Genomic DNA, 26,825 nt, shown 5'->3' on the forward strand with positions numbered 1-26,825 from the left:
GGCTGGGGGCTTGAACCCAGAAACGATATCCTTTCGGTAGCGAATCGGCGCTGTTAAACCAAGCGCTTAACGGTGTCAGAACGGGTTAATCGCGGGCACTCGAAACGGCGCTTGAATCGCTGCCATGAAGGATGATCAGGTCGCCCATCGCTCCCCACTGAGCGCGACTATCACCCCAGCGCCTTGACTATCTCTTCGACCATTTTCTTCGCGTCGGCGAGAAGCATCATCGTATTGTCGCGGTAGAACAGCTCGTTATCGACCCCGGCGTAACCCGCGCCGCCCATCGATCGCTTGATGAACAGGACGGTCCGGGCCTTTTCGACGTCGAGCACCGGCATGCCATAGATTGGCGATGTCTTGTCGGTCTTCGCCGCCGGGTTGGTGACATCGTTGGCGCCGATGACGAAGGCGACGTCGGTCTGCGCGAACTCGGAATTGATGTCCTCGAGCTCGAACACCTCGTCATAGGGGACGTTAGCCTCGGCGAGCAGCACGTTCATGTGTCCTGGCATGCGGCCCGCGACGGGGTGGATGGCGTATTTAACCCGCACCCCCTTCTTCTTGAGCTGGTCGCCCATCTCGCGCAGCACATGCTGCGCCTGCGCCACCGCCATGCCGTACCCGGGGACGATGATCACCTGATCGGCCTGGCTCAACAGGAAGGCGGCGTCTTCGGCCGATCCGCGCTTGTAGGGGCGGTCGATCGCTTCCGCTCCGCCCGCGGGCCCCGCTATCGCGCCGAATCCGCCGGCGATGACCGAGATGAAGCTGCGGTTCATTGCCCGGCACATGATGTAGCTCAGGATCGCGCCCGATGATCCGACCAGCGCGCCGGTGATGATCATCGCGCTGTTGTGAAGCGTGAAGCCCATCGCCGCCGCCGCCCAGCCCGAGTAGCTGTTGAGCATCGACACCACGACCGGCATGTCGGCGCCGCCGATCGGAATGATCAGCAGGAAGCCGATCGCGAACGACAGGCCGAGGATCGCCCAGAACAACGCCGGGGTCGACCAGTGGAACAGCGCGATCAGAACAAGGATCGCGACCAGCGCGGACAGGTTGATGACGTGACGACCGGGCAGCAGGATCGGCTTGCCCGACATGTTGCCGTTCAGCTTGAGGAAGGCGATGACCGAGCCCGAGAAGGTAATCGCGCCGATCGCGACGCTAAGCCCCATCTCAATCCGGCTGGTCTGGAGGATGTCGGCTCCCGCCGCGTCGAGGATGTGGAAACTGGCCGGGTTGAGGTAAGCCGCCACCCCGACCAGCACCGCCGCCATGCCGACCAGACTGTGGAACGCGGCGACAAGCTGCGGCATGGCGGTCATCTGGATCCGCCGCGCGGTGACGAGGCCGATCCCGCCGCCGATCGCGATCGCGATCAGGATTTCGCCAATGGACGCGATGCCGTGCGTGATCAGGGTCGTGACGACCGCGATCCCCATCCCGATCATGCCGAGGCGGTTGCCGCGCTGCGACGTCACCGGGCTCGACAGCCCGCGCAGCGCGAGGATGAAGCACGCCCCCGCGATCAGGTAAGCGAGCGCGATCCAGCTGTCGGAGATGCTGAAGAGCAGGTCGGTGCGGACCGCCGAAGCCATCCTAGCGCTCCTTCTTCTTGTACATCGCCAGCATCCGGGCGGTCACCGCAAACCCGCCGAAGATATTGACCGATGCCAGCGCGACCGCGCCGAGCCCGAGCCACTTGGCAACCGGGCTCCCTTCCGCCGCGCTCGCGACCAGCGCGCCGACGATGATCACCGAAGAGATGGCGTTGGTCACCGCCATCAGCGGCGTGTGCAGCGCAGGGGTCACCGACCACACGACATAATAGCCGACGAAGCAGGCCAGCACGAAAATCGACAGTATCGAGATGAAGTCCATGGTTTCTCCACGCGATGCGAGCCGCCTTGTGGCGCGCTGCCGCCTTGCTGTCGAGGCCGGATGCGCAGTGGAGTTTCGAGTGTTTGTTAACCGCGGAAATGGAGCAAGGTTTCCGAAATAATAACCTTTTCGTTGCTAGCAGCAGATCAGCGAGAAGGAAAACCGTGCGCGACGGCGATGCCATGACTGTCAAGGAACGCAAGAAACCGGCGGCGCCACGGCGCGTCCTGCTGTGGACGCTGCTCGCGGGGTTGGTGTTTGGGTTGATCGGCCTTGGGCTACCCCTCGACGTTGCGATGCGTGCCGGCCGAACGGTCGTCAACCAGCACCCCGCGAGTTCCAACATCGTCATTGTCAAGATCGACGACGAAAGTCTGCGCCGGATCGGTAACTGGCCATGGCCGCGTTCTGCCCAGGCCAAGCTCGTCGATGAACTGTCACGGCTCGGCGCTCGGCAGATAATCTACGACGTCATGTTCACGTTTCGCGGGGACCCGGCGGGCGATGCCGCTTTTGCCGATGCCTTGCGGCGATCGGGTCGCGTGACGCTTGGCGTAAAGGTCTCACCAACGGGTAAAACGCAGCTTCCACTTCCCGACTTCGCCGCTCATGCGAAGATCGCGGACGTGTTCCTGTCGTATGATTTCGATACGCGCGTTCACGAGATGAACTATTCATCGACCATCGGCGCCCAGGTCGTCCCTGCCCTCGCTACCAGCATAGCAGGCTGGAAGATATTTCCGTCCGGGCATTACCCGATCGACTATTCGGTCGATCCACGAACCTTTGCGACAGTATCGGCAGCAGACCTCATCAATCACAAGATCAGCGCTGCTCAGATTTCGGGCAAGGTCGCGTTGATCGGGACGACAACGGACAGCATCGGTGACCAGTTCATCCTGCCCCGCCACGGTCGCATGGGCGGCGTGTATATCCATGCTATTGCTGCCGAGAACCTCATGAAGGGGATACCGACCGATTTCGGGTGGATTCCCGCTTACCTCCTTGCGGCGCTCGCCAGCGCATTTGCGATGACGCGGCGCCACGCGGTCGGGCAAAATCTGGTGTTGCTTGCTTGTGCGATCGTCTTGTTCGCCATCCCGATACAGCTTGAACGGGATTTGTTGTTCTTCGACATCTCGCCAGGTTGGTTCGTTCTCGCGGTGATCGCCTGGCATCTCAACTGGAAGCGGTTGCGCCAGCGCAGCACGGTCAACGAAGTGAGCGGCCTGCCGAACCTCGTCGCCTTGCGCGCCGATGCGTCGGCACGCGATCGTCCGCTGGTCGTGGCACGGCTGCGCAACTACGCCGAGATCGTGTCCGCCCTGCCGACCGACGCCGAGCGTCACTTCGTCGAGCAGGTCACGTCGCGGCTTTGCGTCGGCGCGTCCACCCGGAAACTGTTCCATGGTGACGAAGGCGTGTTCGCCTGGTTCGCCGAGAATGACATTCCGCTCGGTCATCACCTCGAGGCGCTTCACGCGCTGTTTCGCAGCCCGATCAAGGTCCGCGGCAGCCAGTATGACGTGATGATCAGCTTTGGCGTCGACATCGGCAGCGGCCGGGCCGCCTCGAATCGGCTCGGCAGCGCGCTGGTCGCCGCCGATGAGGCCGAGGCCGAGGGACTCAAGTGGAAATATCACGATCCCGCACGGCTCGCCGACGCCTCCTGGAAACTGTCTCTGCTCAGCCAGCTCGACGACGCGATCGAAAAGGGCGAGGTCTGGGTCGCCTATCAACCCAAGCTCGAACTCGCGAGCGGACTGATCGTCGGTGTCGAGGCGCTCGCGCGCTGGACGCACCCGGACAAGGGACCGATCAGTCCTGCCGAATTCATCGGTGCCGCCGAACAGCATGACCGCATCGAGCGACTGACCGATTTCATCATGGACGAGGCGGTCTCTGCCGTGGCGCACGCCGCTCGTCAGGGCCGGCCGCTTGGCCTCGCGGTCAATCTTTCGGCGCGATTGCTCAACGACCAGCAGTTGCCCCGCCGGGTCAGTGATTGCCTTGCCCGTCACGGCTTTCCCGCCAACCAATTGACCTTGGAACTGACCGAAACAGCGGCCCTCGCCGGAAGCGGTCAGGACATCGAAATGCTCGGCCGGCTGCGCGATCTCGGGGTCAAGATTTCGATCGACGATTATGGTACCGGCCTGTCGACGCTCGACTATCTGAAGAAAGTTCCGGCCGCTGAAATCAAGATCGACCAGAGCTTTATCAAGTCGATGCGCGACCACCGCAGCGACCGGGTGATGGTCCAGTCGACAATCGCGCTGGCCCATTCGCTGGGCCGAATCGTGGTTGCCGAAGGTGTCGAGGATCGCGACACCCTCGACCAGCTGACCAGCATGGGTTGCGACATCGCGCAAGGGTTCATCATTGGACGCGCGACCAGTTTACGAAGCATTATCAAGAGGATGAATGTCGACAAAGGCCTTCGCGTGGCCTAAAGTCTTAAAGTATTGCTAACCATCTCTATTAAGGTTAATATCTCCTTCGGCAGTGATGTGAGTCGCTGCGTAAACAAGGGGATTTGCCATGAAGAAGCCCGCAACAAAATTTTCCTTCTGGGGTTGGCTGATGGGTGTCGGCGGTGGCGCCGGCGGGTCGGGCGGCTAAACGCTTCCGACTTTCCTGGCTGACGTCAAGGAAAGCCGTCCTCGTGCCGAGGCGGCTTTTTTTGTTTCTGTCTCCCGTCAGTTAGAGCGAGCTAACTTCGCCATTGCGGAGCAGAATTAGTGTTAATGCCGTCAGGCGTTAACGAGCAACCGTTCATTGACGACCTTGCCATCCTTCGTCAGTCGGATCGCCTTGACGATCTCGTCCTCGTCGGGAAGCACCGGCCGCCCGGCATCCTTGTCCCAGAAGGCGGCGAGGAAATTATAGAGGTTGCGCGCGAACAGCGCCGATGAATCCGCCGCCAACCCCTGCGCAAGGTTGCGCGCGCCGATGATCGTCACGCCGTGGCGCTCGACCGTCTCGCCAGGCACGCAACCCTCGACATTGCCCCCGGCATCCGCCGCGAGGTCGACGATCACGCTGCCCCGGCGCATCGTCGCGACCTGTGCGTCGCTCACCAGCCGCGGCGCGGGTCGCCCCGGGATGAGCGCGGTGGTGATGACGATATCCTGCTTGGCGATGTGCGCCGAAACCAGCTCCGCCTGCGCCGCCTTATATTCGTCCGAGGTCTCGCCCGCGTAGCCGCCCGTTCCCTCGCCCTCGATCCCCGCGACATTGTCGACGAAAATCGGCTTCGCGCCGAGCGACTGGATCTGCTCCCTGGTTGCCGAACGCACATCGGTCGCGCTGACCTGTGCGCCAAGCCGCCGCCCGGTCGCGATCGCCTGCAATCCGGCCACCCCGACCCCCATCACGAACAGCCTTGTCGGGCTGATCGTCCCGGCTGCGGTCATCATCATCGGGAATGCGCGGCCATAACTCGCCGCCGCATCAACCACCGCCTTGTAGCCGGCCAGATTGGACTGTGACGACAAGATGTCCATCGACTGGGCACGGGTAATGCGCGGCATCCACTCCATCGCCAGCGCTTCGAGCCCGGCGGCGGCATAAACCTTGACCGCCTCACCGCGCCGCACCGGGTCGAGCGCGCCGATCAGCAACGCCCCCGGCTTGGTCTGCCCAAGACCATCAGGCCCCGAAATGCATAGGATGATGTCGGCGTCGGCGACCAGTGCCGCGCGATCCTCGATCGCTGCACCCGCTTCGGCGAACGCCTCATCGCCCAGGCTCGCTCCCTCGCCCGCGCCCTTCTCGACCGCGACCGATGCGCCGAGCCCGATGAATTTCTTCACCGTCTCGGGAATCGCGGCGACGCGGCTTTCGCCAGCGGCTTCCCGAAGGATCGCAATCTTCAACGGATCAGCGCGCGATGATCAGGACGACGATCGCCGTGATGATCGCGACCGCCACCATCGACCACTTCAATACCTTGAGAAAGCCGTGATAATTGCGCTCATGGACCTCGACGTCGTCCGTCACGGCGTCCTGCTGCTGAATGCTGTCGGCGGCCATATGCCCTCCTTCGTGAAACTCGGTTCGGTTGTGTCCATAACAAGCTGCCCGCGCCATCCCAAGCCTTTTAAGCGGACCTTTACCTGTCGCTGCTAACGTCCGCAGATCGGAGAATCCATGCGCGACGAAACCTTCCGTTCCCTGCTACTGGTCGACGCCGACGCTGGCGAGCGTCGGCTTGTCGCGGCGATCGCCGCGCGCGCTGGCTGGAGCGTGGTCGGTGCGGCGGACAGCGAGACCGCCGTCGGCCTCCTCCAGGGTCCGCACGGCCGCGAAGTCCAGGCCGCGCTGCTGTCCACCTGGGACGGCGAGAACGGCCCTGCCCTGATCGCCGCGCTGCGCCGCTGCCGCGAAGCATTGCCGGTGCTGGTGCTGGCCGAAAATTCCAGCCGCGCGCTGGCGATCGAAGCAATGCGCGCCGGCGCGTCCGACTACCTCGTCAAGCCGGTTGCGCCCGAGCGCCTGCTCGAAGCGCTCACCGTCAACGCCGACCGTCGCCGCGCCGCGGGTGAAATGGCGCCACTGTCCGAAAAGCTCGGCGACGCGCTCGCGCTCGAAGAACTGGTCGGCGCCGCCCCCGATTTCCGCGCCGCGCTCGCCGTCGCCGCCAAGGCTGCGCGCAACCGCCTGCCGATCCTCGTCATCGGCGAGGCCGGCGCGGGCAAGGAAACTTTCGCCCGCGCGATCCACGCAGCCTCGCTGCGCGCGCGCTCACCCCTCATCATCCTCGACTGCAAGGCGGTCCCCGCGAACATCGTCGACAGCGAATTATTCGGCCACGTTCCCGGCGCCTTCCCCGGCGCCTTCGCCGAGAAGGTCGGGCGGATGGTCGAGGCCGACGGCGGCACGCTGCTGCTTGACGAGATCGGCGAACTTCCCGAAGCGACGCAAGCCGCGCTCGACCGCGTGCTGGCGACCGGCGAGGTCCGCCCGGTCGGCTGCAACGGCTCGACCTCGGTCGATGTGCGGGTCATCGCCACCTCGACCCGCCCGGTGCTCGACCGCCTCCATCCCGGTCTCGCCGCGCGGATCGGCGCGACCACTGTCACCATCCCGCCCTTGCGAGAGCGCAGCGGCGACATCCCCGCGCTCGCCCGTCATCTGCTCGTCCGCCACGCCCGCCAGCCCGGAATGCGCACCCTGTCGATCGGCAACGACGCGCTGGCGGTGCTGATGCGCTACGGCTGGCCGGGCAATGTCCGCCAGCTCGCCGGAGTCCTGTTTCGCGCCGCGCTGACCGAGGAATCGGCGCTCACCGCCGAGCATTTCCCGCATATCGCGGTCCAGTCGCGCTTCACCGGACGCCGCAGCGACTTCGCGCCCCAGCTGAGCGAATCAACCCAGGACGCCGCGCTCGCCGCCGCCGCGCCCGTCACCCTTTTCCGCCCCGACGGCCATATCCGCAGCATGGAAGAGATTGAGGCCGACCTGATCCGCCTCGCCATCGGCCATTATCGCGGGCGCATGACCGAAGTCGCGCGTCGGCTGGGGATCGGGCGGTCGACGCTCTATCGCAAGCTCGGCGAGCTCGGGATCGATACGGCGGCCTGACCTCCTGGCCGGAAAGTCAGTCTAAAGTCAGCCCCTGAGCGCTCGTTCAAACGTTGCACGGTCCCGCGAATGTTCCCAATGTTCGCGGTGACGTCCTGTTTTTTGCAATTCTCTCTGAACGCGATCGGCGGCACCGGACCGCGCCGCCGCCATGCCATAATCAACGCGCTGTAGGACAGGAAAATCGAACGTCGGCTTTTGGTGGAAAGCGGACGCTCACTAATCCTGTGTCAGTTTCGATTGTAGCGGACCGGAAGTCCGTGCTTCTTGGACCACGCGACAATGCATTTGATGGGCTTCTGAGCGCGAGCAGTGTTCCGACTGACTATTAAGCCGCTGTAATCCTTCGCAATCCAGATGCCGTCACCGGCGGGACCGGGACCATCCACATTAAAGGTCACTCCACAGCGTTTGTATTCCGTCTGAAAGTCCTTCCACCACCAAACCTGCGGAGGCCATGACGCTGCAAGGGCTATGAGGAGCAAGAGCATCCCTGCACTATCGCGACCCACGCCAATGTCCGCAACGGGTAGAAAACGGACGCTACCACCATGTTCGACTTCGCCAGAAGATCAGCACGAAGGTCATTACTCCAATAACAAGGGCCCAATAGGCTGCACCGAAATACGCACCCATACCGGACTGTCCGTCACCAGAAGCGTCATGGAGGGCTTCTAACCAAAGTATATGGAAGATGAGTTGGTAGGCCGCGACAAATGCGATCCCGCTCGCAAGCAGCGAAATCCCCAGTCGCCTGATCAATGTTTGCATCCGTTGAGTATTGCGCATTAGTGGGGTTTCCGCAACTCGCTTGTAGCGGTCCGCTTTCGGGTCGAAAGCGGTCATCTCGGCGAACGCCCTGCCCTTTATCGCCGAGGCGTTAGCGCCTGGTCGCGGAGGCCGCGCCACACCTTGAGCGCCTGGACGGTTTCGGGGACGTCGTGGACGCGTAGTAACTGCGCACCCTGGTCTGCGGCCTTGAGCGCGAAGGCGAGGCTTCCGGCGAGGCGCTGGTCGGCGGGGGCTTCGTTCGACAGCGCGCCGATGGTGCGCTTGCGGCTTGCGCCAAGGACCAGCGGGCATCCAAGGCCGTGGAACAGCGCGAGGCCGTTCATCAGCTCGAGGTTGTGCGCTACCGACTTGCCAAAGCCGAACCCCGGGTCGATCAAGATCTTGTCGCGAGCGATCCCCGCCACCTCGGCCACCGCGAACCGCTCCTCGAGCCACAGATAAACCTCGACCAGCACATCGTCGTAGCGTGGGTCGTCCTGCATCGACGCGGGGTCGCCCTGATGGTGCATCAGCACGACCGGCACGCCAGCAGCCGCGATCACGCCGGCCATTCGCTCATCGTAGGTCAATCCTGACACGTCGTTGACCAGCCGCGCGCCCGCCGCCAGCGCCGCCTCGACCACCGCCGCCTTGCGCGTATCGATCGACACCGCCGCGCCGCCCGCCGCGAGCTGGCGTATAACCGGCACGACTCGCTCGATCTCGTCGCCTTCCCAGACGACCTTGGCCCCTGGTCGCGTGCTTTCGCCGCCGACATCGAGGATCGCCGCTCCCTGCCCCGCCATCGTCGCGCCGGCCTCGGCGGCTTCGGCGCTGTCGTTGGCGTGGCCGTCGCCCGAAAAGCTGTCGGGGGTCGCATTGACGATCCCCATTACCTGCGGCTGGTCGAGGCGGATCGTCCGCTCGCCCATCTGGAGCGGAGTGCGCGGGGCCGCAAGCTGAGCCCAGTCCGCCGCCATTGCCTCGTCGAACCGCGCCTCGATCCCCTCGACCGGCACAAGTTCGCTCGCCACCCGCCGTCGGCCCTCGATCGTCAGCAGCTCGACGCTCGCGAACCAGTTCAGCCCGCCCGCCAGCCGCGCGACCTTGCCGTCGTGACCGAACGGCGAATCGACGAAGCCGGTCGGGCGAAGCAGGATACGGACGGACATTCCTTATCCGCCCGTCGTTGCGAGCGCAGCGAAGCAATCCAGCTTCACGCCGCTGGGTTGCTTCGTTGCTACGCGCCTCGCAATGACGAAATTCATGGTGGGCTAGCCGAGCTTCGCCATCGCGCCGGCGGTATCGACCATGCGGTTCGAGAAACCCCACTCGTTGTCGTACCAGCTGACGACCCGCACCAGCTTGCCCTCGAGCACCGCGGTCTCGAGGCTGTCGACGGTCGAGCTGGCCGGATTGTGATTGAGGTCAATCGAGACCAGCGGCTCGTCGGTGTAGGCGAGGATGCCCTTGAGCGGCCCCGTATCCGCCGCCGCCTTGAGCACCCGGTTGACCTCCTCGAATGTCGTATCGCGCTTGGGCGTGAAGGTCAGGTCGATCAGGCTGACGTTTGGCGTCGGCACGCGGATCGCCGATCCGTCGAGCTTGCCCTTGAGCTCGGGCAGCACCTCGCCCACCGCGCGCGCCGCACCGGTCGTCGTCGGGATGATGTTCATCGCCGCCGCCCGCGCGCGGCGCATGTCGGGATGGATCTGGTCGAGGATCTTCTGGTCGTTGGTATAGCTGTGGATCGTCGTCATCAGCCCGCGCTCGATCCCGATCGCATCGTTGAGCACCTTGGCAACCGGCGCCAGGCAGTTGGTCGTGCACGACGCGTTCGACACGATCCTGTGCTCGGCCGTCAGCTTGTCATGATTGACCCCGAACACGACGGTCAGGTCGGCACCCTTCGCCGGGGCCGAGATCAAGACCCGCTTGGCGCCCGCATCGAGGTGCTTCTGCCCGCCTTCCTTGTCGGTGAAGAAGCCGGTGCATTCCAACGCGATGTCGATTCCGTTGGCGGCGTGGGGCAGCTTGGCCGGGTCGCGCTCGGCGGTGACGTGGATCCGCTTGCCGTTGACGATGATGTCGTTGCCGTCGGCCTCGACCGTTCCCGGGAACGGCCCGTGGACGCTGTCGCGCTTGAACAGCATCGCGTTCGATTTGGCGTCGGCGAGGTCGTTGATCGCGACCAGTTCGAGGTCATGGTCGTCGCGCTCGAGGATGGCGCGGGCGACGAGCCGGCCGATGCGCCCGAATCCGTTGATGGCAACCTTGGTCATAGCATGTCCCTTTGTTGGAGCAGCGCGGTAACGCGCTCGATGATCTTGGGGGCGGTCAGGCCGAATTCCTTGTACAGATCGGGCGCCGGCGCCGACGCGCCGAAGTGGTCGATGCCGATGCGCAGGCCGTGCAGCCCGGTATAGCGTTCCCAGCCGATCGTCGTCCCGGCCTCGATCGACACGCGCAGTATCTCGCGGTTCGACACGTCGGGCAGGATGTCCTCGCGATACGCTTCGTCCTGCAGGTCGAAGCGGTCGGTCGACGGCATCGACACGAGATCGGCGCCGATCCCCCGCGCCTCGAGCGCATCGGCGACATCGCGCGCGATTTCAACTTCGGACCCGGTGGCGAGCAGGATCACCTTGCGTGGCCCCGTGGCCGAGCGAAGCCGGTACGCACCCTTGGCCGACAGATTCTCCGCCTCCGCCACGGTCCGCATCGGCGCCAGATTCTGGCGCGACAGCGCGAGCAGCGATGGCCCGTCGTCGGCCAGCGCCGCCGCCCAGCATTCCGCCGCCTCGACCGCGTCGCACGGCCGGTACACCGCCAGCCCGGGCATAACCCGAAGGCTCTGGAGATGCTCGATCGGCTGGTGAGTCGGCCCATCCTCGCCGAGCCCGATCGAATCATGCGTCATCACGTAAATGACCCTGGCGCGCTGTAGCGCCGACAGCCGGATCGCCGGGCGGCAATAGTCCGAGAAAACCAGGAAAGTGCCGCCATAGGGCACCACCCCGCCGTGCAGCGCCATGCCGTTCATCGCCGCCGCCATGCCGAATTCGCGGATGCCGTAATAGACATATCGCCCGCCGTAATTCTTCGCGTCGAGCGGCTGTTGCGCCTTGGTCTTGGTGTTGTTCGACCCGGTCAGATCGGCCGACCCGCCGATTGTCGCGGGGATGGCGACATTGATCGCCTCGAGCGCCATCTCCGACGCCTTGCGCGTCGCGACGGTCGGCGGTTTCTCGAGCAACTGGTCGAGGTAGGGCTTCAACCACGCATCGTCGCACTTGCCCGCCAGCCGAGCCTCAAACTCGTCCTTCTTGCTGCTCGCCGCGAGTCGCTTCGACCAGGCCGAATGTTCGTCCGCGCACCGGCTGCCCGCCGTGCGCCACGCCGACAGCACGTCGTCGGGGATGGTGAAGTCGGTCGCTACCAGCCCGAGCTCCTTGCGCGCCGCCTCGACTTCGGTCTTGCCGAGCGCGGACCCGTGGGTCGCGGAGGTGCCCTGCTTGTTCGGCGCGCCATAGCCGATGATCGTCTTGCAGCGGATCAGCGACGGCCGCTCGTCGGCGATGGCCTTCTCGATTGCCTGGGAAACCTTGCCCGCGTCGAGCCCGTCGCATTCCAGCGTGTGCCAGCCGCACGCCGCATGACGCGCCATGACGTCCTCGTTGCGGCTGAGGTCGGTCGATCCGTCGATCGTGATCCGGTTGTCGTCCCACAGCACGATCAGCCGGCCGAGCTTGAGATGCCCGGCGAGGCCGACCGCCTCATGGTTGATGCCCTCCATCAGGCAGCCGTCGCCGGCGATGACATAGGTCCGGTGGTCGACCAGCTCGTCGCCATAGATCGCGTTCAGGTGGCGCTCGGCGATCGCCATGCCGACCCCCATCGCCAGCCCCTGCCCGAGCGGCCCGGTGGTCGCCTCGACCCCCGTCAACTCGAAATTCTCCGGATGCCCGGCGCACGGGCTGTGCAGCTTCCGGAAATTGCGGATATCGTCCATCGTCGGCCGGGCATAGCCGGTGAGGTGGAGTGCGGCGTAGATCAGCATCGACCCATGCCCCGCCGACAGGATGAACCGGTCGCGGTCGGGCCAGTGGGGATCGGCCGGATCATATTTGAGGTGCCGAGTGAACAGCGCGGTCGCAGCATCGGCCATGCCCATCGGCATGCCGGGATGCCCCGAGTTGGCCGCCTCGACCGCATCCATGGCGAGTGCCCGGATCGCATTGGCGAGTCGGCGTTGGGTCGGCTGCATGGGCACCTCGTTAAGCGGCCGCTGCCCACGCCGGGTGGCCGATGAGTCGGTGCCTATTGTCGCTCGGCCGTGGAGCGTCAACCTTCGCTCCCGCTTGCCGGTCGGATTTAACCCGCGTAGGCTTTCAATCCATGGATCAAACGACCCTCGCCGATGCCCTCAGCCGTGCCGAACGGGCGCTCGACCGGATCGAGCGCACCTCTGCCACGCTGCGCACCGGACAGGATCGCGACCAGCAGCTGCGCGCCAAGGTCCGCGGCGTGGTCGAGGAACTCGACGCGATGATCCGCGCCGCGGGAGCGCGCTAGGTGGCCGAGGTTGATCTCGACATCGCCGGCCGCTCCTACCGCGTCGCCTGCCGCACCGGTGAGGAGGAGACGCTGCGCCACGCCGCGCAGCTGGTCGACGGCAAGAGCCGCGAGGCGCTTGCCGGGCTCGGTGTCCTGTCCGAATCGCGCCAATTGCTGTTCGCCTCGTTGCTGCTGGCCGACCAGATCATCGATAATCGCGCCGAAGAGCCGGGCGCCGCTCCCGACCCCGCGCTGACGGGACGCGTCGTGAGACTCGCCGAGCGGCTCGAGCAACTTGCGGATTCCCTTGAGAAAGACGCTCCGAAGGAGTAGATAGGGTCCGACGGGTACTGCTTCGTACGAGCTTCGGACATCCCTGAGGCGATTCAATATCCTAGGGGGCTGGCCCTGGCCGGATCCTGGTCCGGTCTATCTGGTCCCCACCTGACGTTTGTGGCGTCAGAGGATTTCCTGCAAACGGCATTTGTGGTCCCGTCACTTACCCCATCCGCCGCCGCCAAGGCCGATCTCCGCAAGGAATTGCGCGCGCGGCGCAATGCCTTCGTCGCAGGCTTGACGCTGGATCAGCGGACCGAACTGCAAACCAAACTCACCGACATCATCTGGCCTTGGGCCAAACACGCGAGTGTCATCGCCGGCTATGCCGCGCGCGGTAGCGAGATCGATCCGCAAATGCTGCTGTGGCACGCCGGGAACGCCTTGATCACGACCGCCTGCCCGGCCTTCGCCAGCGCGACCTCGCCGATGGTCTTCCGCTCCGGCACTTGCGCCGAGGATTGCCCGGTCGGCGGGGTTCAGCCGCCGCATCAGGCGAAAGAGGTTAAGCCCGACCTCATCCTCGTCCCGCTGCTCGCCGCCGACCGCCACGGCAACCGCATCGGTCAGGGCGGTGGCCATTACGACCGCGCCCTCCCCGCACTTCGCGACCAAGGCGCCAAAATCATCGGGATCGGCTGGGCGATGCAGCTATTGGACGAACCGCTCGTTCCCGATTCGTGGGACGTGCGGCTCGACGCCTTTGCCTCACCCGATGGACTGTTGGAGTTTTCATGACCCGAAGCGGCCGCACCCTGATTGGGCTGTTCACCATCCTCGCACTGATCGGGTTGCTCGCACTGATCGTCGTCGCCTTCGCCAATCGCATCGCGCCTTGGCCGATCTGGGGGCAGAGCCTGTTCTACCTCATCGCCGGCCTGGCCTGGCTGCTGCCGATGAAGCCTCTCCTTGTGTGGATGAACAAAGAGTAAAATCAATAACTTGCGCCATAACTTGAACGCGGCGTGTTACATACCTATATCAGCCGCTTCATGGTTTCGCTGACATACAAGGAGCCGCTCAGGCTGGCCCGTGCCTATCCGCGCGAGGCCGCGCTTGCCCTCGGCGCGCTGGCGTTCAGCGCCGCCGCGATGGCCAGCGTTCTTAGCACAGCTACTCACAGCACCCCGCTGACACCACCGAACGCCGCCCAAGGCGCCCCGCCACCGGCGGTACCCGACATGACGGTTCAAGCGGTCGCCCCCGAGCAGGCGGTCGAGATCAACCGCGACATCCCGGTCAGCGCCGCCGCCGGCCCCGCCGCCGCGCCCTTCTCGATCGGGCGCGCCAGCCTTGCCGCGCATAATGCCGCGCTGACCTGCCTGTCACAGGCGGTCTATTACGAAGCCGGCAACGAAAGCGATGCGGGCCAGCGCGGGGTCGCACAGGTCGTACTCAACCGCGTGCGCCACCCGGCCTTCCCGGCGAGCGTCTGCGGCGTCGTCTATCAAGGCGCGACCCGGCCGACCGGCTGCCAGTTCACCTTTACCTGCGACGGCTCGCTCGATCGCCGCCCCGACCAAGCCGGCTGGGACCGCGCCCGCCGCGTCGCCGCCGCCGCGCTGGGCGGCGCGGTCGTCGGCGAAGTCGGCAACGCCACCCATTATCACGCCAACTATGTCCTCCCGACCTGGGCGGGCACGCTAGCCAAGACCGACGTGATCGGCGCACACCTGTTCTATCGCTGGAACGGCGGATGGGGCCAGCCGGGCGCGTTCGTCCAGCGATACAGTGGCCGCGAAGCCAGCGCCGACATGCTGCGCAGCGCTGCCCTGTCGGCCCACGCCGCCTACGTCGCCGCCGGCACACCGACCGCCAGCCACGCCTCGCCAGCCGTCGCGACGGTCCAGGCGGGCGGGCTTCCGGTCACGCAGCAGGCCAACGGCCGCGTCAGCCTCCACTTCACCCCGCAGGCCCGCGCCGCGGTCGAGGCGGCGCTGAGCAAGCCACGCCCCACATCCGCCAGTTCACCGATTAACAGCGTGCTCGATGCGGGCGCACCAGCCACCGATCAAAAGCCGTTCGGCCAGCCTTCGCTCGGCCAGACTTCGCTCGGCTCGTGACGATCCGCCGCTAAACCGCTAACGCCGCCTGCATGAGTGGTTTCTCACCAGCCGAGCGGACCGCGGTCGACGATCATTATCGCCAGCTCGTCAAAGGCCTGCACGATCTTGGCGTCGACTGGGCAAGACGATTGCGCGAGATCCTCCAGCGCGCCGAATTTCCGCCCAACGACCCGACCCTGGCGCGCGTCCTCGTCGCCTCCGAATTATTGCGCGGAATTGCCGCCGACGGCCGCAGCCCGCTGACCATTCGCGGCTACGCGCTGCCCGCCTCGCTCAGCGGCGCACTCACAGACGCCGAACGGCTCGGCCGCGACCTCGGCCCGCACGTCCACGCAGCGAGGCGCGGGCTGTTGTCGTTCCTGAGCAAACCACCGCAACGCCTGTCGCAGGAAGCGCGCGAGGCGCTGATGCGGTGCCGCATGATCGGCGTGCAGTTCGAGCGCCGCGCCGCCCAGCCCGGCCGATCGGTCAAGACGCGCTAGAGCGCGGTTGCGCCGTTCAGTCTGCCCGGCTGCGGCGCGGGCAAGGCATTATTGCCGAAGTCGGCCGAAACCGGCGACAGCGCAACCACCCCCCGTCCCGGCTGGAGCGCATGCAGGGTGCTTGCGCGGACGCGGTCGAGCCGTTCCTCGATCATGTCGAAATCGCCCGCCAGCAGCCGTCCCGCGGCAAGCTGGCGGGCGGTCAGCGACGCCGCGCCGAACCCGCCGCGGTCGGCCACGACCGCTCCGGCGACGAACAGCACCGCATCGTCGATCGCGACGCAGCGGTCGAAACCGGCGAGCGAAGGCTGGCCGGCGAACCGCTGGTAACAGAGCGAACTCGCATCGCGGGCCGCGCCGATGCCGCCCCGCGCGAACGCGGCCCGGGTTTCTGTCAGCGCCGCCCGGATCGCCGTCTGGCTCACCGGAGTTCCGCTGAAACGGCCATTGCCCGCGTCGCTGCTCGCGGCCGCCGCCTCGTCCTCGCGCACGCCTCCGGTTTGCGCGGCGGGCTGGAAATAGCGCCACTGCAGCGTCCACGCGAGATCGGCGAGCGCTTCGCGGTTGGTCCAGCCGAAAAATCCCAGCAGCGCGGCGATGAGTAGCCACCACGGCCAGCGCGACCGGCGGCGGATGCGGCGGGTGGCCGCGCGCCGGCGAAGTTCGATGCGCCGCTCGTACATCGCGGTCGCAAGGTCCGGGCCGGCCATTATTGGCGCCGCCGCCGTCACACCGGGCCGGGTGATCTCCGCATAGGCGCGGTTGATCGCCGCCGCGCGTTCGGCATCTCCGCCGAGGTCGGGATGGTGACGCTTCATCAGCGCGCGATAGGCGCGGTCGACGGCGGCGCGGTCGGCACCGGGCGATAATCCCAAGACGGCGAAAGAGGCAGGACTGGCGGACATCGACAGCGCCTGTGCTACGGTCCGATCGCGTCCGTCGCAATGGATTGGTGTGACGATGGGTTGATCGCGCGGCGATGTTGCCCGGTCGTTCGGCAAACCGTAGAGGGCGGCGATGCTCAACGATCGCTCCTCGACGCTCGCCCTGCTCGCCACGCGCCGCTCGGGCAAGCCGCGCGAAATGGTCGCGCCGGGGCCGAGCGAGGCCGAACTCGACCAGATCCTCGCCATCGCCGCGCGCACGCCCGATCACGGCAAGCTATTCCCGTGGCGGTTCGTGATCGTCGGTGAAGACCAGCGCGCGGCGCTAGGCGAGATGCTGGTTCGCGCGCTCGAAGTCGAGGATCCCGACGGACGGATGGCCAAGCGCGACCAGGCGATCGAATTCGCGCACCAGGCGCCGAGCCTCGTCGTGCTCGTCTCCGCCCCGATTGCCGACCACAAGATCCCGCCGTGGGAACAGGAATTGTCGGCCGGCGCGGCGGCGATGAACCTGCTCACCGCGACGACCGCGCTCGGCTATGTCGGCGGCTGGATCACCGGTTGGCCGACCTATTCGGAATTCGTTCGCCACAATCTGTGCGCGCCGGGCGAGCGGATCGCGGGCTTCCTGTTCCTGGGCTCGCCCGGCCGCCCGCTCGAGGAACGCCCGCGCCCCGAGATGAGCCAGCTTGTCCGCCACTGGGTCGGCCCAACCAACTGACTTGCTTGCGTTTCGTGCGCCGTGCTGTATTATGACAGCATGACGCTCCACTCCAGTTCCGACAAGCCGGTCTACGTCCGCCTGCGCGAGGTGATTGCCGACGCGATCCTCGCCGGACGGTTCAGCGACGGCGACCCGCTGCCCTCGGTCCGCGCACTCGCCGCCGAACAGGGCGCCAACCCGCTGACCGTCGCCAAGGCCTACCAGGGTTTCCAGGACGAGGGCCTCGTGCTGGTCAAACGCGGTATCGGCATGTTCGTCGCCAGCGGCGCCTGCGCGCGCTTGCGCAACAGTGAGCGAAACCAGTTCATCACCACCGAATGGCCCGCGATCCGCGACCGCATGAAGCGGCTTGGCATCGAGCCGGCCGATCTGGTCGAGGGCGAAAAAGCCTAACCCAGCGCCTCCGCCGGGAGCGCGTAAAGCGCCGCTGCGCCACCCGCCGCCGCCGCCGCCAGGCCCGTCGCCTCGGGCACGATCGCCGCGATGAAATAATCCGCCGCGGCCCGCGTGCGTTGCTCGAACCCATCCGCGCCCGGGGTTGCTCGCGCCAGGCGCTCCATCAGCCAGCCCGCGGCCAGCACCGCGCACATCGTCAGGAACGGGTAGCTGCCGGCGAGCCGATCCTCCGCGCCCGACTGGCGCAGCGTCGCGGCCACCGCTTCGACCGCGTCGGCCAGCGCGACCAGCCGCGGATCGGCGATCTCGGCGCGAATGTCGGCGATCAGCAGGTCGAATGCCGCGCCGTCGTCGAGCCCGAGCTTGCGCCCGACGAGGTCCGCCGCCTGGATGCCGTTCGTGCCCTCGTAAATCGGCGCGATGCGCGCGTCGCGCAAATGCTGGGCAGCGCCGGTTTCCTCGATATAGCCCATCCCGCCGTGGACCTGCACGCCAAGGCTGGCGACCTCGCAGCCGATATCGGTGCCCCACGCCTTGGCCAGCGGGATCAGCACTTCGGCGCGATGACCCGCCGCCGCGTCCCCCGCCGCCCTGCGGTCGAGCTGGCCGAACGCATAATAGGTCAGCGCCCGCGCGCCGTTGGTCAGCGCACGCATCCTCAGCAGCATCCGCCGCACGTCGGGATGATCGGCGATCGCGCGCCCAAGCTGGCGCCGATCGAGCGCATAGGCCACCGCCCGCTGGGTCGCCCGCTCGGCGATCCCGACCCCCTGCAGCGCGACGTTGAGCCGGGCATTGTTCATCATCGTGAACATCGCTTTCATGCCGGCCAGTTCGTCGCCGATCAGCCAGCCGATCGCCCCGCCCGCATCGCCATAGCTCATCACGCAGGTCGGCGAGGCGTGGATGCCGAGCTTGTGCTCGATGGAAGCGCAGTGGACGTCGTTGCGGCTGCCGTCGGGCATGATTTTGGGCACCAGGAACAGCGAGATGCCCTTGGTCCCCTCGGGCGCGCCGGGCGTGCGGGCGAGGACCAGGTGGACGATGTTCGGGGCCAGGTCATGCTCGCCATAGGTGATGTAGATTTTCGACCCCGTGATCTTCCACGATCCGTCGCCGACCGGCTCGGCGCGGGTCTTGAGCGCGCCGACGTCGCTTCCCGCCTGCGGCTCGGTCAGGTTCATCGTCGCGGGCAGCTCGCCGCTGACGATACGCGGCAGGTAATCGCGCTTCTGTTCGTCCGAGCCATGCGCCTCGAGCGCCTCGATCGCCCCGAGGCTGAGCATCGGGCACAGCGCAAAGCCGACATTGGCGGCGTTGAGGTCCTCCATCAGCGCCGCCGACAGCGCCAGCGGAAGCCCCTGCCCGCCCGCTTCGACCGGCGCGGCGAGGGTCATCCAGCCGCCCTCGACGAACGCGGCATAGGCCGCGCGAAAGCCCGGCGGCATGGTCACAACCGTGTCGCTCCAGCGCGCGCCGACGGTGTCGCCGATCCGGTCAAGCGGGGCGAATTCGCCTTCCGCGAACCGCGCCGCACCGTCGAGCACCGCGTCGATCGTGTCGGGGGTCGCGTCGGCGAACCGCTCCCCCGCCGCGAGCTCGCCGATCCGCACCAACTGGTCGAGAACAAGGCGCTGGTCGCGCACCGGGCAGGCAAAGCTCATGCGGGTTTTCCTTGGCTTGAAACTGTCCGCACTATAGCCGCCGTCCGATGGCCTCGCCAGTGACCCGCACCCTGCGCTTTAGCCCCGCCGCGATCGCCGAAGCCGCGCGCCTGATCGCGGCGGGCGAGCCGGTCGCGATGCCGACCGAGACGGTCTACGGCCTCGCCGCCGACGCGACCAACGGCGAGGCGGTTGCGCTGATCTATGCCGCGAAGGGCAGGCCGAGTTTCAATCCGCTGATCGTGCATGTCGCGGACCTGGCGGCGGCGGAAGGGATCGGGGTGTTCGACGAGACCGCGCGGGCGCTGGCCGAGGCGCATTGGCCGGGGCCGCTGACGCTGGTCGTGCCGTTGCGGGAAGATGCCGGGATCGCGCCGCTGGTCACCGCCGGCCTTGCGACCATCGCGCTGCGCGTTCCCGCCCACCCGGCGATGCAGGCGCTGCTCGCGGCGACGGGAAAGCCGCTCGCCGCCCCCTCGGCCAATGCCAGCGGCAAGATCAGCGCGACCCGCGCGGACCATGTGCGGGCGAGCCTCGGGGGTCGCATCGCGCTGATCATCGACGGCGGACCTTGTTCGCAGGGGATCGAGAGCACCATCGTCGCCGCGACCGGGGGAGCGCCACGGTTGCTCCGGCGAGGGCCGATCGAGATCGACGCGGCGGAGGAAACGCGCGGGATCGAAGCGCCGGGCCAGCTGGCGAGCCACTATGCGCCGTCGAAGCCGCTGCGCCTCGACGCCACGACCGCCGAACCCGACGAGTATCTGATCGGCTTCGGCCCCGTCACCGGAACCACGTCGCTGAGCCCGTCGGGCGACCCGATCGAAGCCGCCGCGCAATTGTTCGACCTGCTTCACCAAGCCGACGCCGCGCCCGAGCCGCGCATCGCGGTCGCGCCAGTAGCGGGTGACGGCCTGGCCGCCGCGATCCGCGACCGGCTCAGCAGAGCAGCTGCCCCACGCTGACGTCGTCCCGGCGCAAGCCGGGATCCCGGTCGCAAAAAGCGCACGGCAACCGAGAGACCTTTCGCCCTCCAGCCTCCCGGGATCCCGGCTTTCGCCGGGACGACGCTATACTTGTTCGCTCTTCAGCCTCGCCTGGCTCTTGCGCAATTTCGCCAGCTTGGGCGGGATCGTCGCGAGGCAGTAGGGATTGCGCTGGCCCTCGCCGTCCCAGTAATTCTGGTGATAGTCCTCGGCCGGATACCAGGTCGCGGCGGGCTCGATCGTGGTCACCACCCGGCCGTCATGACCCTCGTTGGCGCGTGCGATTCCGGCCCGTGCCTCGCCGTCCTGCTCGGGCGACTGGGGGAAGATCGCCGAGCGATACTGGGTGCCGACGTCGCCGCCCTGGCGATTGAGCTGGGTCGGGTCATGCGTCGCGAAATAGATGTCGAGCAGGTCGCCAAAGGACAGCTCGGCGGGGTCGAACACGATCTTGACCGCCTCGGCGTGGCCGGTATCCCCGCCGCACACCGCCTTGTAGGTCGGCTCGGCGGTCTGCCCGCCGGTGTAGCCGCTTTCGACCGACTTGACCCCGAACAGGTCGAGGAAAATCGCCTCGGTGCACCAGAAACAGCCACCGGCCAGGATCGCGGTTTCGTCGGCCATCATTTTGTCCTTTCAGTCTGTTGGACAGGATGTAGGAAGCACAATCAGGTGCGCAAGGCGAACGGCGTGAGGGCGGTCGCCGTATCGTACACATCGAGCCCCTCCTTGCGCTTGAGCCAGCCGACGACGAGATAGGTCACCGGGGTCAGCAATGCTTCCCAGCCGACCTTCAGCACGAACTGCGTCGCCATCACCTTGCCGAGCGTGTCGACCGGCCAGCCGGCCACGCCCCAGAAGGCGAGCGGGTAAAAGATCAGGCTGTCGAACCCCTGCCCCACGACGGTCGACCCGATCGTCCGCGTCCACAGCATCCGCCCCCGCGTCCACACCTTCATCCGCGCCAGCACGACGCTGTTGGCGAATTCGCCGACCCAGAAGGCGGCGATCGAGGCGAACACGATCCGCGGGACCTGGCCGAACACCGCTTCATATGCAGCCTGCCCCGTCCAGCCGGCATCGGGCGGAAGCGCGACGACGACCAGGCTCATCGCGACCATGAACAGCAGCGCGCAAAACCCGGCCCAGATGCAGCGGCGGGCGCGGGCATAGCCGTACACCTCGGTCAGCACGTCGCCGAGCACGTAGCTCAAAGGAAAGAACAGGATACCCGCGCCGAACGGCCACGGCCCGACGAACGGCAGGTCGATGACCGCGCGCTTGCCCGCGCCGATGACGTTCGACAGCAGCAGGATGACGACGAACGCGACCATGACGAAGTCGAACAATCGCATCGGCCGCCCGGCGACCTCGCTCGCCTCGACCGCGCGCACGCCCGCTGGCTCGTGATCGATACCCCCCATCGGGGAATGATTATCGGGAATATCCGATGAAGGCCAGCGCGCCGATTGAAAGCTCTAGTCGCGCTTGTAGCTCGCCTTGAGGCTGGCCATTTCGAGCCGCTTGCCCATCCATTCGGCGAGCTCCTCGAATTTCAGCGGCTGGTCGAACACGATGCCCGCCTTGCGATCGGCGAACCAGCGCACCTCGCCTTTCACCGGGCGCAGGCTCTCGACGACCACCACGACTTGCTTGCCGAGGCAATATTCCTCGATCGGCTCGACCTTCAATCCGCCGAGCGAGAGATCGTGGACGTCGACCGTGTAATAGGTCTTGTCGATCCGCAGGCTGGCCTTGCACTGGACCTCGAGCCGCGGCGGGCGGGCGCGAAAGCCGTGGCGCGGCTTGCGCCCGGCGAGCAGTTCACCCAGATCGACGCTCGAATCGAATTTGATCCCGCAAATTCCCTCGCGCTTCCACACGACCGTGGCGGGGACCCTCTGCGACCCGATCTCGAGCGACACGATTTCGCCGACGCTCAGTTGCTGGCCATGTTCGGCCGACAGCCCGCCGGCCGACATGTTGCGCACGCGGATCAATTGTTCGCCCTCGGGCGTGATGAGCTTGGCAACACGAAGCAGCGCCGGCATCCGATCGTCCGATCGCCGCTCGGCCGGCCGCGGCACTGCCGTGGTCAGCGAAAATGTCGTGGAATCGAACGCGGCATCGTCTTGCTCGAATGACCGGGCCGGTTTGCGACGGATAAACGCGCCAAACATGATAGCCTCACAAAGTAATTAGCGCCAGAATGGCGACATCTAGCGCGTAGTGGGTTAAGATCCCGTTGCGTCGATTCCGCTGGCTGTTTGTGGCGAAGCGCGAGTATCCCACCGGTCGAGGAATAAATGACGCAACCGGCAAAGCCAAAACTGCTGCTGATCGACGATGAGCCTGCCCTTGCCGCCTTCCTTGCCGACGCCGCGAAGCTCAGCGGGTATGATCCGGTGGTCACGGTCGATGACAGTGAATTTCGCCGGTCGTTCCACGACGAGCGCCCACAAATGGTCGCAATCGACCTCGGGATGCCGGGAATGGACGGGGTCGAATTGCTCCGCTTCCTCGCCGCCGAGCATTATGACGCCCCGGTGCTGATCATCAGCGGGTTCGACCGCCGGGTGCTCGAAAGCGCCTTCCGCCTCGGCGAGGCGCTCGGCCTGACGATGGCCGGACCGCTCGAGAAGCCGACCCGGCTGGAGGAAATCGAGACCCTGCTGACCAACCTCAAGCCGTCGCTCGTCCCGTGACCCGCCGGCGGCCATGATCGCGCAGGCGGATATCGGGCTGCTCGACGGATTCGAGCGGGCGCTGATCAACAACCGCCTGCACCTCGTCTACCAGCCCAAGGTCAGCCTCGCCGACGGGACGCTCAAGCGGGTCGAGGCGCTCGTCCGGTGGGACGATCCGGCACTGGGGTCAGTGCCGCCTTCGCGCTTCGTCCCGCTCGCCGAACGTCACGGCATGATCGACCCGCTGACCCACTGGGGTCTGCGCACCGCGCTGCGCCAATGGCGCGATTGGCACGCGCAGGGGATCGACCTCTGCCTTGCCTTCAACATCTCGGCGCTGAGCCTCGATCAGCTCGATTTCCCCGACCTCGTCGAACGCATGTGCCGCGCACTCGACGTGCCGACCGACCGGCTGGTGCTCGAGCTGACCGAGGGCTCGACCCAACCGCTGATCAAGCTGATGGACACACTGACCCGCTTCCGGATCAAGGGGATCGGGCTTGCCATCGACGATTTCGGCACCGGCTATTCGACCCTGATGCAGCTGCGCCAGCTGCCCTTCACCGAGTTGAAGATCGACCGCTTCTTCGTGACCGACATGATCGCCAGCGCCGACAGCCGGATGATTGTCCGGATGATGATCGACCTCGCCCACGGGCTCGGCATGACCGCGACCGCCGAAGGGGTCGAAACCGAGGAACAGCTGCACCTGCTGCGCGACTTCGGCTGCGACGTCGCGCAGGGCTATCTCATATCGCGGCCGCTCGCGCCCGACACGCTGGCTGAGTGGCTGCGCGACTGGAACCAGCGCTGGCCGCCGCTCATCGAACCGCTCAGGCCGCCAGTTCCCGCGCCCGCCTGAGCGCCGCGACCCCCGCGTCGATCGTCGCGTCCTGCTTGGCGAAGCACAGCCGGATCAGGTGACGCGGCGGCGCGACTTCGGCGAACGGCGACAGCGGGATGACCGCGACCCCGGCCTGATCGAGCGCAAGCGCCGCGAACGCCTCGTCGTCGAGCACGATCCCCGATGCGGCGAGGTCGACGCACAGGAAATAGGTCGAGGCGCTCGGCAGCACGGCATAGCCCGCCTCGGTCAATCCCGCCGCCAGCCGGTCGCGTGCGCGGGCAAAGCGGACGCGCATCGGGTCGAGCCAGCCATCGCCCTCGTTCAGGCCATAGGCCACCGCCGCCTGCAGATTGGGCGCCGATGCGAAGGTCAGGAACTGGTGCGCGCGCGCCGCCAGCGCGGCCAGCTCCGGCGCGGCCACCAGCCAGCCGATCTTCCACCCGGTGAGCGAAAATATCTTCCCCGCCGAGCCGCACTTGATCGTCCGAGCCGCCATTCCCGGCAGCGTCGCGATCGGCGTGAACCGCTGGCCATCGAGCAGGACATGCTCCCACACCTCGTCGGCGATGACGATCAGGTCGTGCGCCACCGCCACCGCCGCGACCGCCGCGAGCTCATACCGGTCGAACAGCCGGCCGGTCGGATTATGCGGATTGTTGAGGATGATCGCGCGGGTGCGCGGCGTGACCGCCGCCTGGAGTGCGTCGCGGTCGATCCGCCAGCCCGGCAGCCGCAGCGTCACCTCGCGCACCGCACCGCCGGCGCGGCGCACCAGTGGCGCATAGGCATCGTAGGCCGGGGTCATGACGATCACCTCGTCGCCCGGCGACACCGTCGCGAGCAGCGCCGCCGCGATTGCCTCGGTCGCGCCGCTCGTCACGCACAACTGGTCGGCGGTCAGCGTCTGACCGAAATGCCGGCCATAATGCGCCGCCACCGCCTCGCGCAGCACCGGCAGCCCGCGCGACGGGGCGTATTGGTTCGATCCCCCGGTCAGCGCCCGCGCCGCCTCGGCCAGCATCGCGGGCTCCCAGCCGAAATCGGGGAAACCCTGCCCAAGGTTGATCGCCCCGCGCGCCGCCGCGGCGAGCGACATGCGCTCGAACACGCTCGTCGCCATCGATTCATAGAGCGGGTTCACGCGGTCAGCGCCCCGCTTGCGCGCAAGTCCGCGATCTCCGCGTCGCTGAAGCCGGACTCGACGAGCAGCATTGTGCCGCCGGGCCTGGCCTCCGCCCGCTCATCGGAAGCCGCCGAAAAGCGCGGCGCCGCCGCCGGCCGAACACCACCCTTGGCCGCGACAAACGTCTCCCGCGCCACATTGTGCGGATGCAGCGGCGCCTCGGCCAGCGTCAGCACCGGCGACAGGCACGCGTCCTTGCCGGCGAAGTGCGCGACCCAATCGTCCCGCCCCCGCGTCGCCAGCACCGCCGCCAGCCGCGCCTTCTGCGCCGGCCAGTCGGCAGGCTTGAACTGCGTATCGAACAGCGGCTCGTCCGCCAGCCCGAGCCCGTCGAGCAGCACCCGCCGGAATTGCGGCTCCAGCGCCGCGACCGCGACATGGCGACCGTCGGCGCATTCGTAGCAGCCATACAGCGCCGCCCCGCCGTCGAGCAGGTTCGCGCCGCGTTGGTCGGTCCACTGCCCGGCCGCCTTCATCGCATAGGCAATCGTCCCAATCAGCGCGGCCCCATCGCTCATCGCCACGTCAATCACCTGCCCCGCCCCGCCGCGCGCCACGCCAAGCAGCGCCGCGACCATCCCGAACGCCAGCATCATCCCCCCGCCGGCATAATCGCCGACGAGGTTGAGCGGCGGCACCGGTGGTTCGCCCGGGCGTCCGATCGTGTGGAGCAACCCGCTCAGCGCAAGATAATTGAGGTCGTGCCCGGCCTCCCCCGCCAGCGGACCGTCCTGCCCCCACCCGGTCACGCGCCCATAGACCAGCCGCGGATTGTCACCGAGCAGCACCTCCGGCCCCAGCCCGAGCCGCTCCATCGCGCCCGGCCGATAGCCCTCGATCAGCCCGTCCGCGGTTCCCGCGATCCGCCGCACCACCGCTTGCGCCTCGTCCCTGCGCAGGTCGAGGCAAAGCGATCGTCGCCCGCGCATCATCGGGTCGTTGGAGATCTCGAGCATGCCCGCGCGCTCGATGCGTATCACCTCGGCGCCATGATCGGCGAGCATCATCGCCGCGAACGGCCCCGGCCCGATCCCGCCAAGCTCGACGATCCTCATCCCCTCGAGCGGCGCGGCCATTCCCGGGCTCAGACGTCCTCGCGCCGCGCGAAGCTGGCGACCTCGAGCAGCAGCGCGCCGGTCGCGATGAAGCTGATCGCCAGCACCCAGGCGAAGCTCGCCACCATCGGCGTCGTTGCGCCGAACAACGTTACCACCAGTGTCGAGATCGACAGCCCCACGCCAAGCACCAGCGCGAGCACGAAATCGGTCGCCGCCGACACTGCGCTCCACAGCCGCACCGAGCCATGCTGGAGCAGGCTCGCCGCCGCCAGCACGAGGCTGCGCAGGAACAGCCAGCCCATGATGATCGTCACCGTCGGCAGGAATTTTGTCGCCGGATCGGTCGCGAACAGCAGACCGGCGACGACCGTCAGCCCCCCCGCGAGCAGTGCCAGCCGCCGCGTTTCCTGGCGCCGGGTGGCGGCAATGATTTCGGCGGCCCCGGCGAGCCCCAGCAATGCCCCGATGATCGCCGCGCCGCTCGCCGGCCCGACCAGCGGCAGCACCGCCGCGCCGGCGCTGAGCAAGATGATCGACCACCCCGCCGCGGCGATCCACCGCGCTCGGCGAGCATGATCCATGTCGTGCGAAACACCTGTCACGGACAAAGGCTAGCACCTCCCCGGCGCCACGTCATTGACCGAATGCGGGCAATATCGCGGCCTGTGAAGTCATTGAGGTGGATCACGCGCGCCGCGGGCACCATCACCG

General features: G+C 66.8%; 29 protein-coding genes. 13 read left to right on the top strand and 16 right to left on the bottom strand.

Annotation, left to right across the window (positions count from 1 at the left end):
- Positions 1–170: 170 nt before the first annotated feature.
- A complete protein-coding gene (locus Q0R27_RS10350) occupies positions 171–1,604 on the bottom strand; it encodes an NAD(P)(+) transhydrogenase (Re/Si-specific) subunit beta (RefSeq protein WP_293944113.1) in 1,434 nt (477 codons plus the stop codon).
- Between the two features lies 1 nt (position 1,605).
- Positions 1,606–1,887: an NAD(P) transhydrogenase subunit alpha gene (locus Q0R27_RS10355; RefSeq protein ID WP_293944115.1), complete on the bottom strand. Its 282-nt coding sequence runs from the start codon at positions 1,885–1,887 to the stop codon at positions 1,606–1,608.
- A gap of 182 nt (positions 1,888–2,069) precedes the next feature.
- Between Q0R27_RS10355 and Q0R27_RS10360 the strand changes: the two genes are divergently transcribed.
- Positions 2,070–4,340, top strand: a complete 2,271-nt coding sequence (locus tag Q0R27_RS10360) for an EAL domain-containing protein (protein ID WP_293944117.1) — start codon at positions 2,070–2,072, stop codon at positions 4,338–4,340.
- A 300-nt stretch (positions 4,341–4,640) separates the two neighbouring features.
- Here Q0R27_RS10360 and Q0R27_RS10365 read toward each other — a convergent pair whose 3' ends face one another.
- Entirely contained in the window at positions 4,641–5,765 is a 1,125-nt protein-coding gene (locus tag Q0R27_RS10365; RefSeq protein WP_293944119.1) for an NAD(P) transhydrogenase subunit alpha, read from the bottom strand.
- Positions 5,766–5,769: 4 nt separating this feature from the next.
- Positions 5,770–5,922 (bottom strand): aa3-type cytochrome c oxidase subunit IV, encoded by a 153-nt coding sequence (locus Q0R27_RS10370; protein WP_293944121.1) that lies wholly within the window; start codon positions 5,920–5,922, stop codon positions 5,770–5,772.
- Between the two features lie 117 nt (positions 5,923–6,039).
- Between Q0R27_RS10370 and Q0R27_RS10375 the strand changes: the two genes are divergently transcribed.
- A complete protein-coding gene (locus Q0R27_RS10375) occupies positions 6,040–7,473 on the top strand; it encodes a sigma-54 dependent transcriptional regulator (RefSeq protein ID WP_293944123.1) in 1,434 nt (477 codons plus the stop codon).
- Positions 7,474–8,016: 543 nt separating this feature from the next.
- On the opposite strand, the gene Q0R27_RS10380 is transcribed toward Q0R27_RS10375, so the two are convergent.
- From Q0R27_RS10380 to tkt, 4 genes are all read right to left on the bottom strand, one after another.
- Positions 8,017–8,319 (bottom strand): hypothetical protein, encoded by a 303-nt coding sequence (locus Q0R27_RS10380; RefSeq protein ID WP_293944125.1) that lies wholly within the window; start codon positions 8,317–8,319, stop codon positions 8,017–8,019.
- 20 nt (positions 8,320–8,339) lie between these two features.
- Entirely contained in the window at positions 8,340–9,416 is a 1,077-nt protein-coding gene (gene folP / locus Q0R27_RS10385) for a dihydropteroate synthase (protein WP_293944126.1), read from the bottom strand.
- Positions 9,417–9,518: 102 nt separating this feature from the next.
- Entirely contained in the window at positions 9,519–10,526 is a 1,008-nt protein-coding gene (gap, locus tag Q0R27_RS10390) for a type I glyceraldehyde-3-phosphate dehydrogenase (RefSeq protein ID WP_293944127.1), read from the bottom strand.
- Entirely contained in the window at positions 10,523–12,511 is a 1,989-nt protein-coding gene (gene tkt / locus Q0R27_RS10395; protein WP_293944129.1) for a transketolase, read from the bottom strand. Before tkt ends, gap begins: the two co-directional genes overlap by 4 nt.
- Before the next feature lie 131 nt (positions 12,512–12,642).
- Here tkt and Q0R27_RS10400 point away from each other — a divergent pair, with 131 nt between their 5' ends.
- The 6 genes from Q0R27_RS10400 to Q0R27_RS10425 all read left to right on the top strand — a co-directional run bounded on the left by Q0R27_RS10400 (position 12,643) and on the right by Q0R27_RS10425 (position 15,685).
- The gene (locus Q0R27_RS10400) at positions 12,643–12,819 is read left to right on the top strand and encodes a hypothetical protein (RefSeq protein ID WP_293944131.1); all 177 of its coding nucleotides are present in this window, start codon (positions 12,643–12,645) and stop codon (positions 12,817–12,819) included.
- Positions 12,820–13,134 (top strand): cell division protein ZapA, encoded by a 315-nt coding sequence (locus tag Q0R27_RS10405; RefSeq protein ID WP_293944132.1) that lies wholly within the window; start codon positions 12,820–12,822, stop codon positions 13,132–13,134. It abuts the gene before it with no gap.
- A 153-nt stretch (positions 13,135–13,287) separates the two neighbouring features.
- Complete coding sequence (locus Q0R27_RS10410) at positions 13,288–13,875, top strand: 5-formyltetrahydrofolate cyclo-ligase (RefSeq protein ID WP_293944134.1); 588 nt, start codon at positions 13,288–13,290, stop codon at positions 13,873–13,875.
- Entirely contained in the window at positions 13,872–14,069 is a 198-nt protein-coding gene (locus Q0R27_RS10415) for a DUF2842 domain-containing protein (protein ID WP_293944136.1), read from the top strand. Before Q0R27_RS10410 ends, Q0R27_RS10415 begins: the two co-directional genes overlap by 4 nt.
- A 33-nt stretch (positions 14,070–14,102) precedes the next feature.
- Positions 14,103–15,200, top strand: coding sequence for a cell wall hydrolase (locus Q0R27_RS10420; RefSeq protein ID WP_293944138.1), 1,098 nt, complete (start codon positions 14,103–14,105; stop codon positions 15,198–15,200).
- Positions 15,201–15,232: 32 nt separating this feature from the next.
- Entirely contained in the window at positions 15,233–15,685 is a 453-nt protein-coding gene (locus Q0R27_RS10425) for a hypothetical protein (protein WP_293944140.1), read from the top strand.
- On the opposite strand, the gene Q0R27_RS10430 is transcribed toward Q0R27_RS10425, so the two are convergent.
- The gene (locus Q0R27_RS10430; protein ID WP_293944142.1) at positions 15,682–16,710 is read right to left on the bottom strand and encodes a J domain-containing protein; all 1,029 of its coding nucleotides are present in this window, start codon (positions 16,708–16,710) and stop codon (positions 15,682–15,684) included. The genes Q0R27_RS10425 and Q0R27_RS10430 overlap by 4 nt on opposite strands.
- Here Q0R27_RS10430 and Q0R27_RS10435 point away from each other — a divergent pair.
- Entirely contained in the window at positions 16,703–17,290 is a 588-nt protein-coding gene (locus Q0R27_RS10435) for a nitroreductase (RefSeq protein ID WP_293944144.1), read from the top strand. The two genes, Q0R27_RS10430 and Q0R27_RS10435, sit on opposite strands and share 8 nt — an antisense overlap.
- A gap of 39 nt (positions 17,291–17,329) precedes the next feature.
- Complete coding sequence (locus Q0R27_RS10440) at positions 17,330–17,686, top strand: GntR family transcriptional regulator (RefSeq protein ID WP_293944147.1); 357 nt, start codon at positions 17,330–17,332, stop codon at positions 17,684–17,686.
- On the opposite strand, the gene Q0R27_RS10445 is transcribed toward Q0R27_RS10440, so the two are convergent.
- Entirely contained in the window at positions 17,683–19,353 is a 1,671-nt protein-coding gene (locus Q0R27_RS10445; protein ID WP_293944149.1) for an acyl-CoA dehydrogenase, read from the bottom strand. The two genes, Q0R27_RS10440 and Q0R27_RS10445, sit on opposite strands and share 4 nt — an antisense overlap.
- A 47-nt stretch (positions 19,354–19,400) precedes the next feature.
- Between Q0R27_RS10445 and Q0R27_RS10450 the strand changes: the two genes are divergently transcribed.
- A complete protein-coding gene (locus Q0R27_RS10450) occupies positions 19,401–20,318 on the top strand; it encodes an L-threonylcarbamoyladenylate synthase (RefSeq protein ID WP_293944151.1) in 918 nt (305 codons plus the stop codon).
- Between the two features lie 105 nt (positions 20,319–20,423).
- Here Q0R27_RS10450 and msrA read toward each other — a convergent pair whose 3' ends face one another.
- Genes msrA through Q0R27_RS10465 form a run of 3 tightly spaced genes read right to left on the bottom strand, consistent with a single transcriptional unit; the run spans position 20,424 to position 22,519 of the window.
- On the bottom strand, positions 20,424–20,963 hold the full coding sequence (gene msrA, locus Q0R27_RS10455; RefSeq protein ID WP_293944153.1) for a peptide-methionine (S)-S-oxide reductase MsrA: 540 nt from the start codon (positions 20,961–20,963) through the stop codon (positions 20,424–20,426).
- Between the two features lie 44 nt (positions 20,964–21,007).
- Positions 21,008–21,763, bottom strand: coding sequence for a queuosine precursor transporter (locus Q0R27_RS10460; RefSeq protein WP_293944155.1), 756 nt, complete (start codon positions 21,761–21,763; stop codon positions 21,008–21,010).
- Between the two features lie 54 nt (positions 21,764–21,817).
- The gene (locus Q0R27_RS10465) at positions 21,818–22,519 is read right to left on the bottom strand and encodes a PilZ domain-containing protein (RefSeq protein WP_293944157.1); all 702 of its coding nucleotides are present in this window, start codon (positions 22,517–22,519) and stop codon (positions 21,818–21,820) included.
- 126 nt (positions 22,520–22,645) lie between these two features.
- Here Q0R27_RS10465 and Q0R27_RS10470 point away from each other — a divergent pair, with 126 nt between their 5' ends.
- Both Q0R27_RS10470 and Q0R27_RS10475 read left to right on the top strand, forming a co-directional pair.
- The gene (locus tag Q0R27_RS10470) at positions 22,646–23,044 is read left to right on the top strand and encodes a response regulator (protein WP_293944159.1); all 399 of its coding nucleotides are present in this window, start codon (positions 22,646–22,648) and stop codon (positions 23,042–23,044) included.
- Between the two features lie 13 nt (positions 23,045–23,057).
- Complete coding sequence (locus Q0R27_RS10475) at positions 23,058–23,888, top strand: EAL domain-containing protein (protein WP_293944161.1); 831 nt, start codon at positions 23,058–23,060, stop codon at positions 23,886–23,888.
- Here the strand turns inward: Q0R27_RS10475 and Q0R27_RS10480 are convergent.
- From Q0R27_RS10480 to Q0R27_RS10490, 3 genes are read right to left on the bottom strand one after another with little or no spacing between them, the layout of a single operon-like run.
- Positions 23,860–25,014: an aminotransferase gene (locus Q0R27_RS10480; RefSeq protein ID WP_293944163.1), complete on the bottom strand. Its 1,155-nt coding sequence runs from the start codon at positions 25,012–25,014 to the stop codon at positions 23,860–23,862. The genes Q0R27_RS10475 and Q0R27_RS10480 overlap by 29 nt on opposite strands.
- Complete coding sequence (locus tag Q0R27_RS10485) at positions 25,011–26,132, bottom strand: CaiB/BaiF CoA-transferase family protein (protein ID WP_293944165.1); 1,122 nt, start codon at positions 26,130–26,132, stop codon at positions 25,011–25,013. Before Q0R27_RS10485 ends, Q0R27_RS10480 begins: the two co-directional genes overlap by 4 nt.
- Positions 26,133–26,140: 8 nt before the next feature.
- Positions 26,141–26,716, bottom strand: a complete 576-nt coding sequence (locus tag Q0R27_RS10490) for a hypothetical protein (protein ID WP_293944166.1) — start codon at positions 26,714–26,716, stop codon at positions 26,141–26,143.
- Between the last annotated feature and the right edge of the window lie 109 nt (positions 26,717–26,825).

The sequence above is a fragment of the Sphingomonas sp. genome (genome assembly GCF_025362505.1).
In the GTDB taxonomy this organism is placed as follows: domain Bacteria; phylum Pseudomonadota; class Alphaproteobacteria; order Sphingomonadales; family Sphingomonadaceae; genus Sphingomicrobium.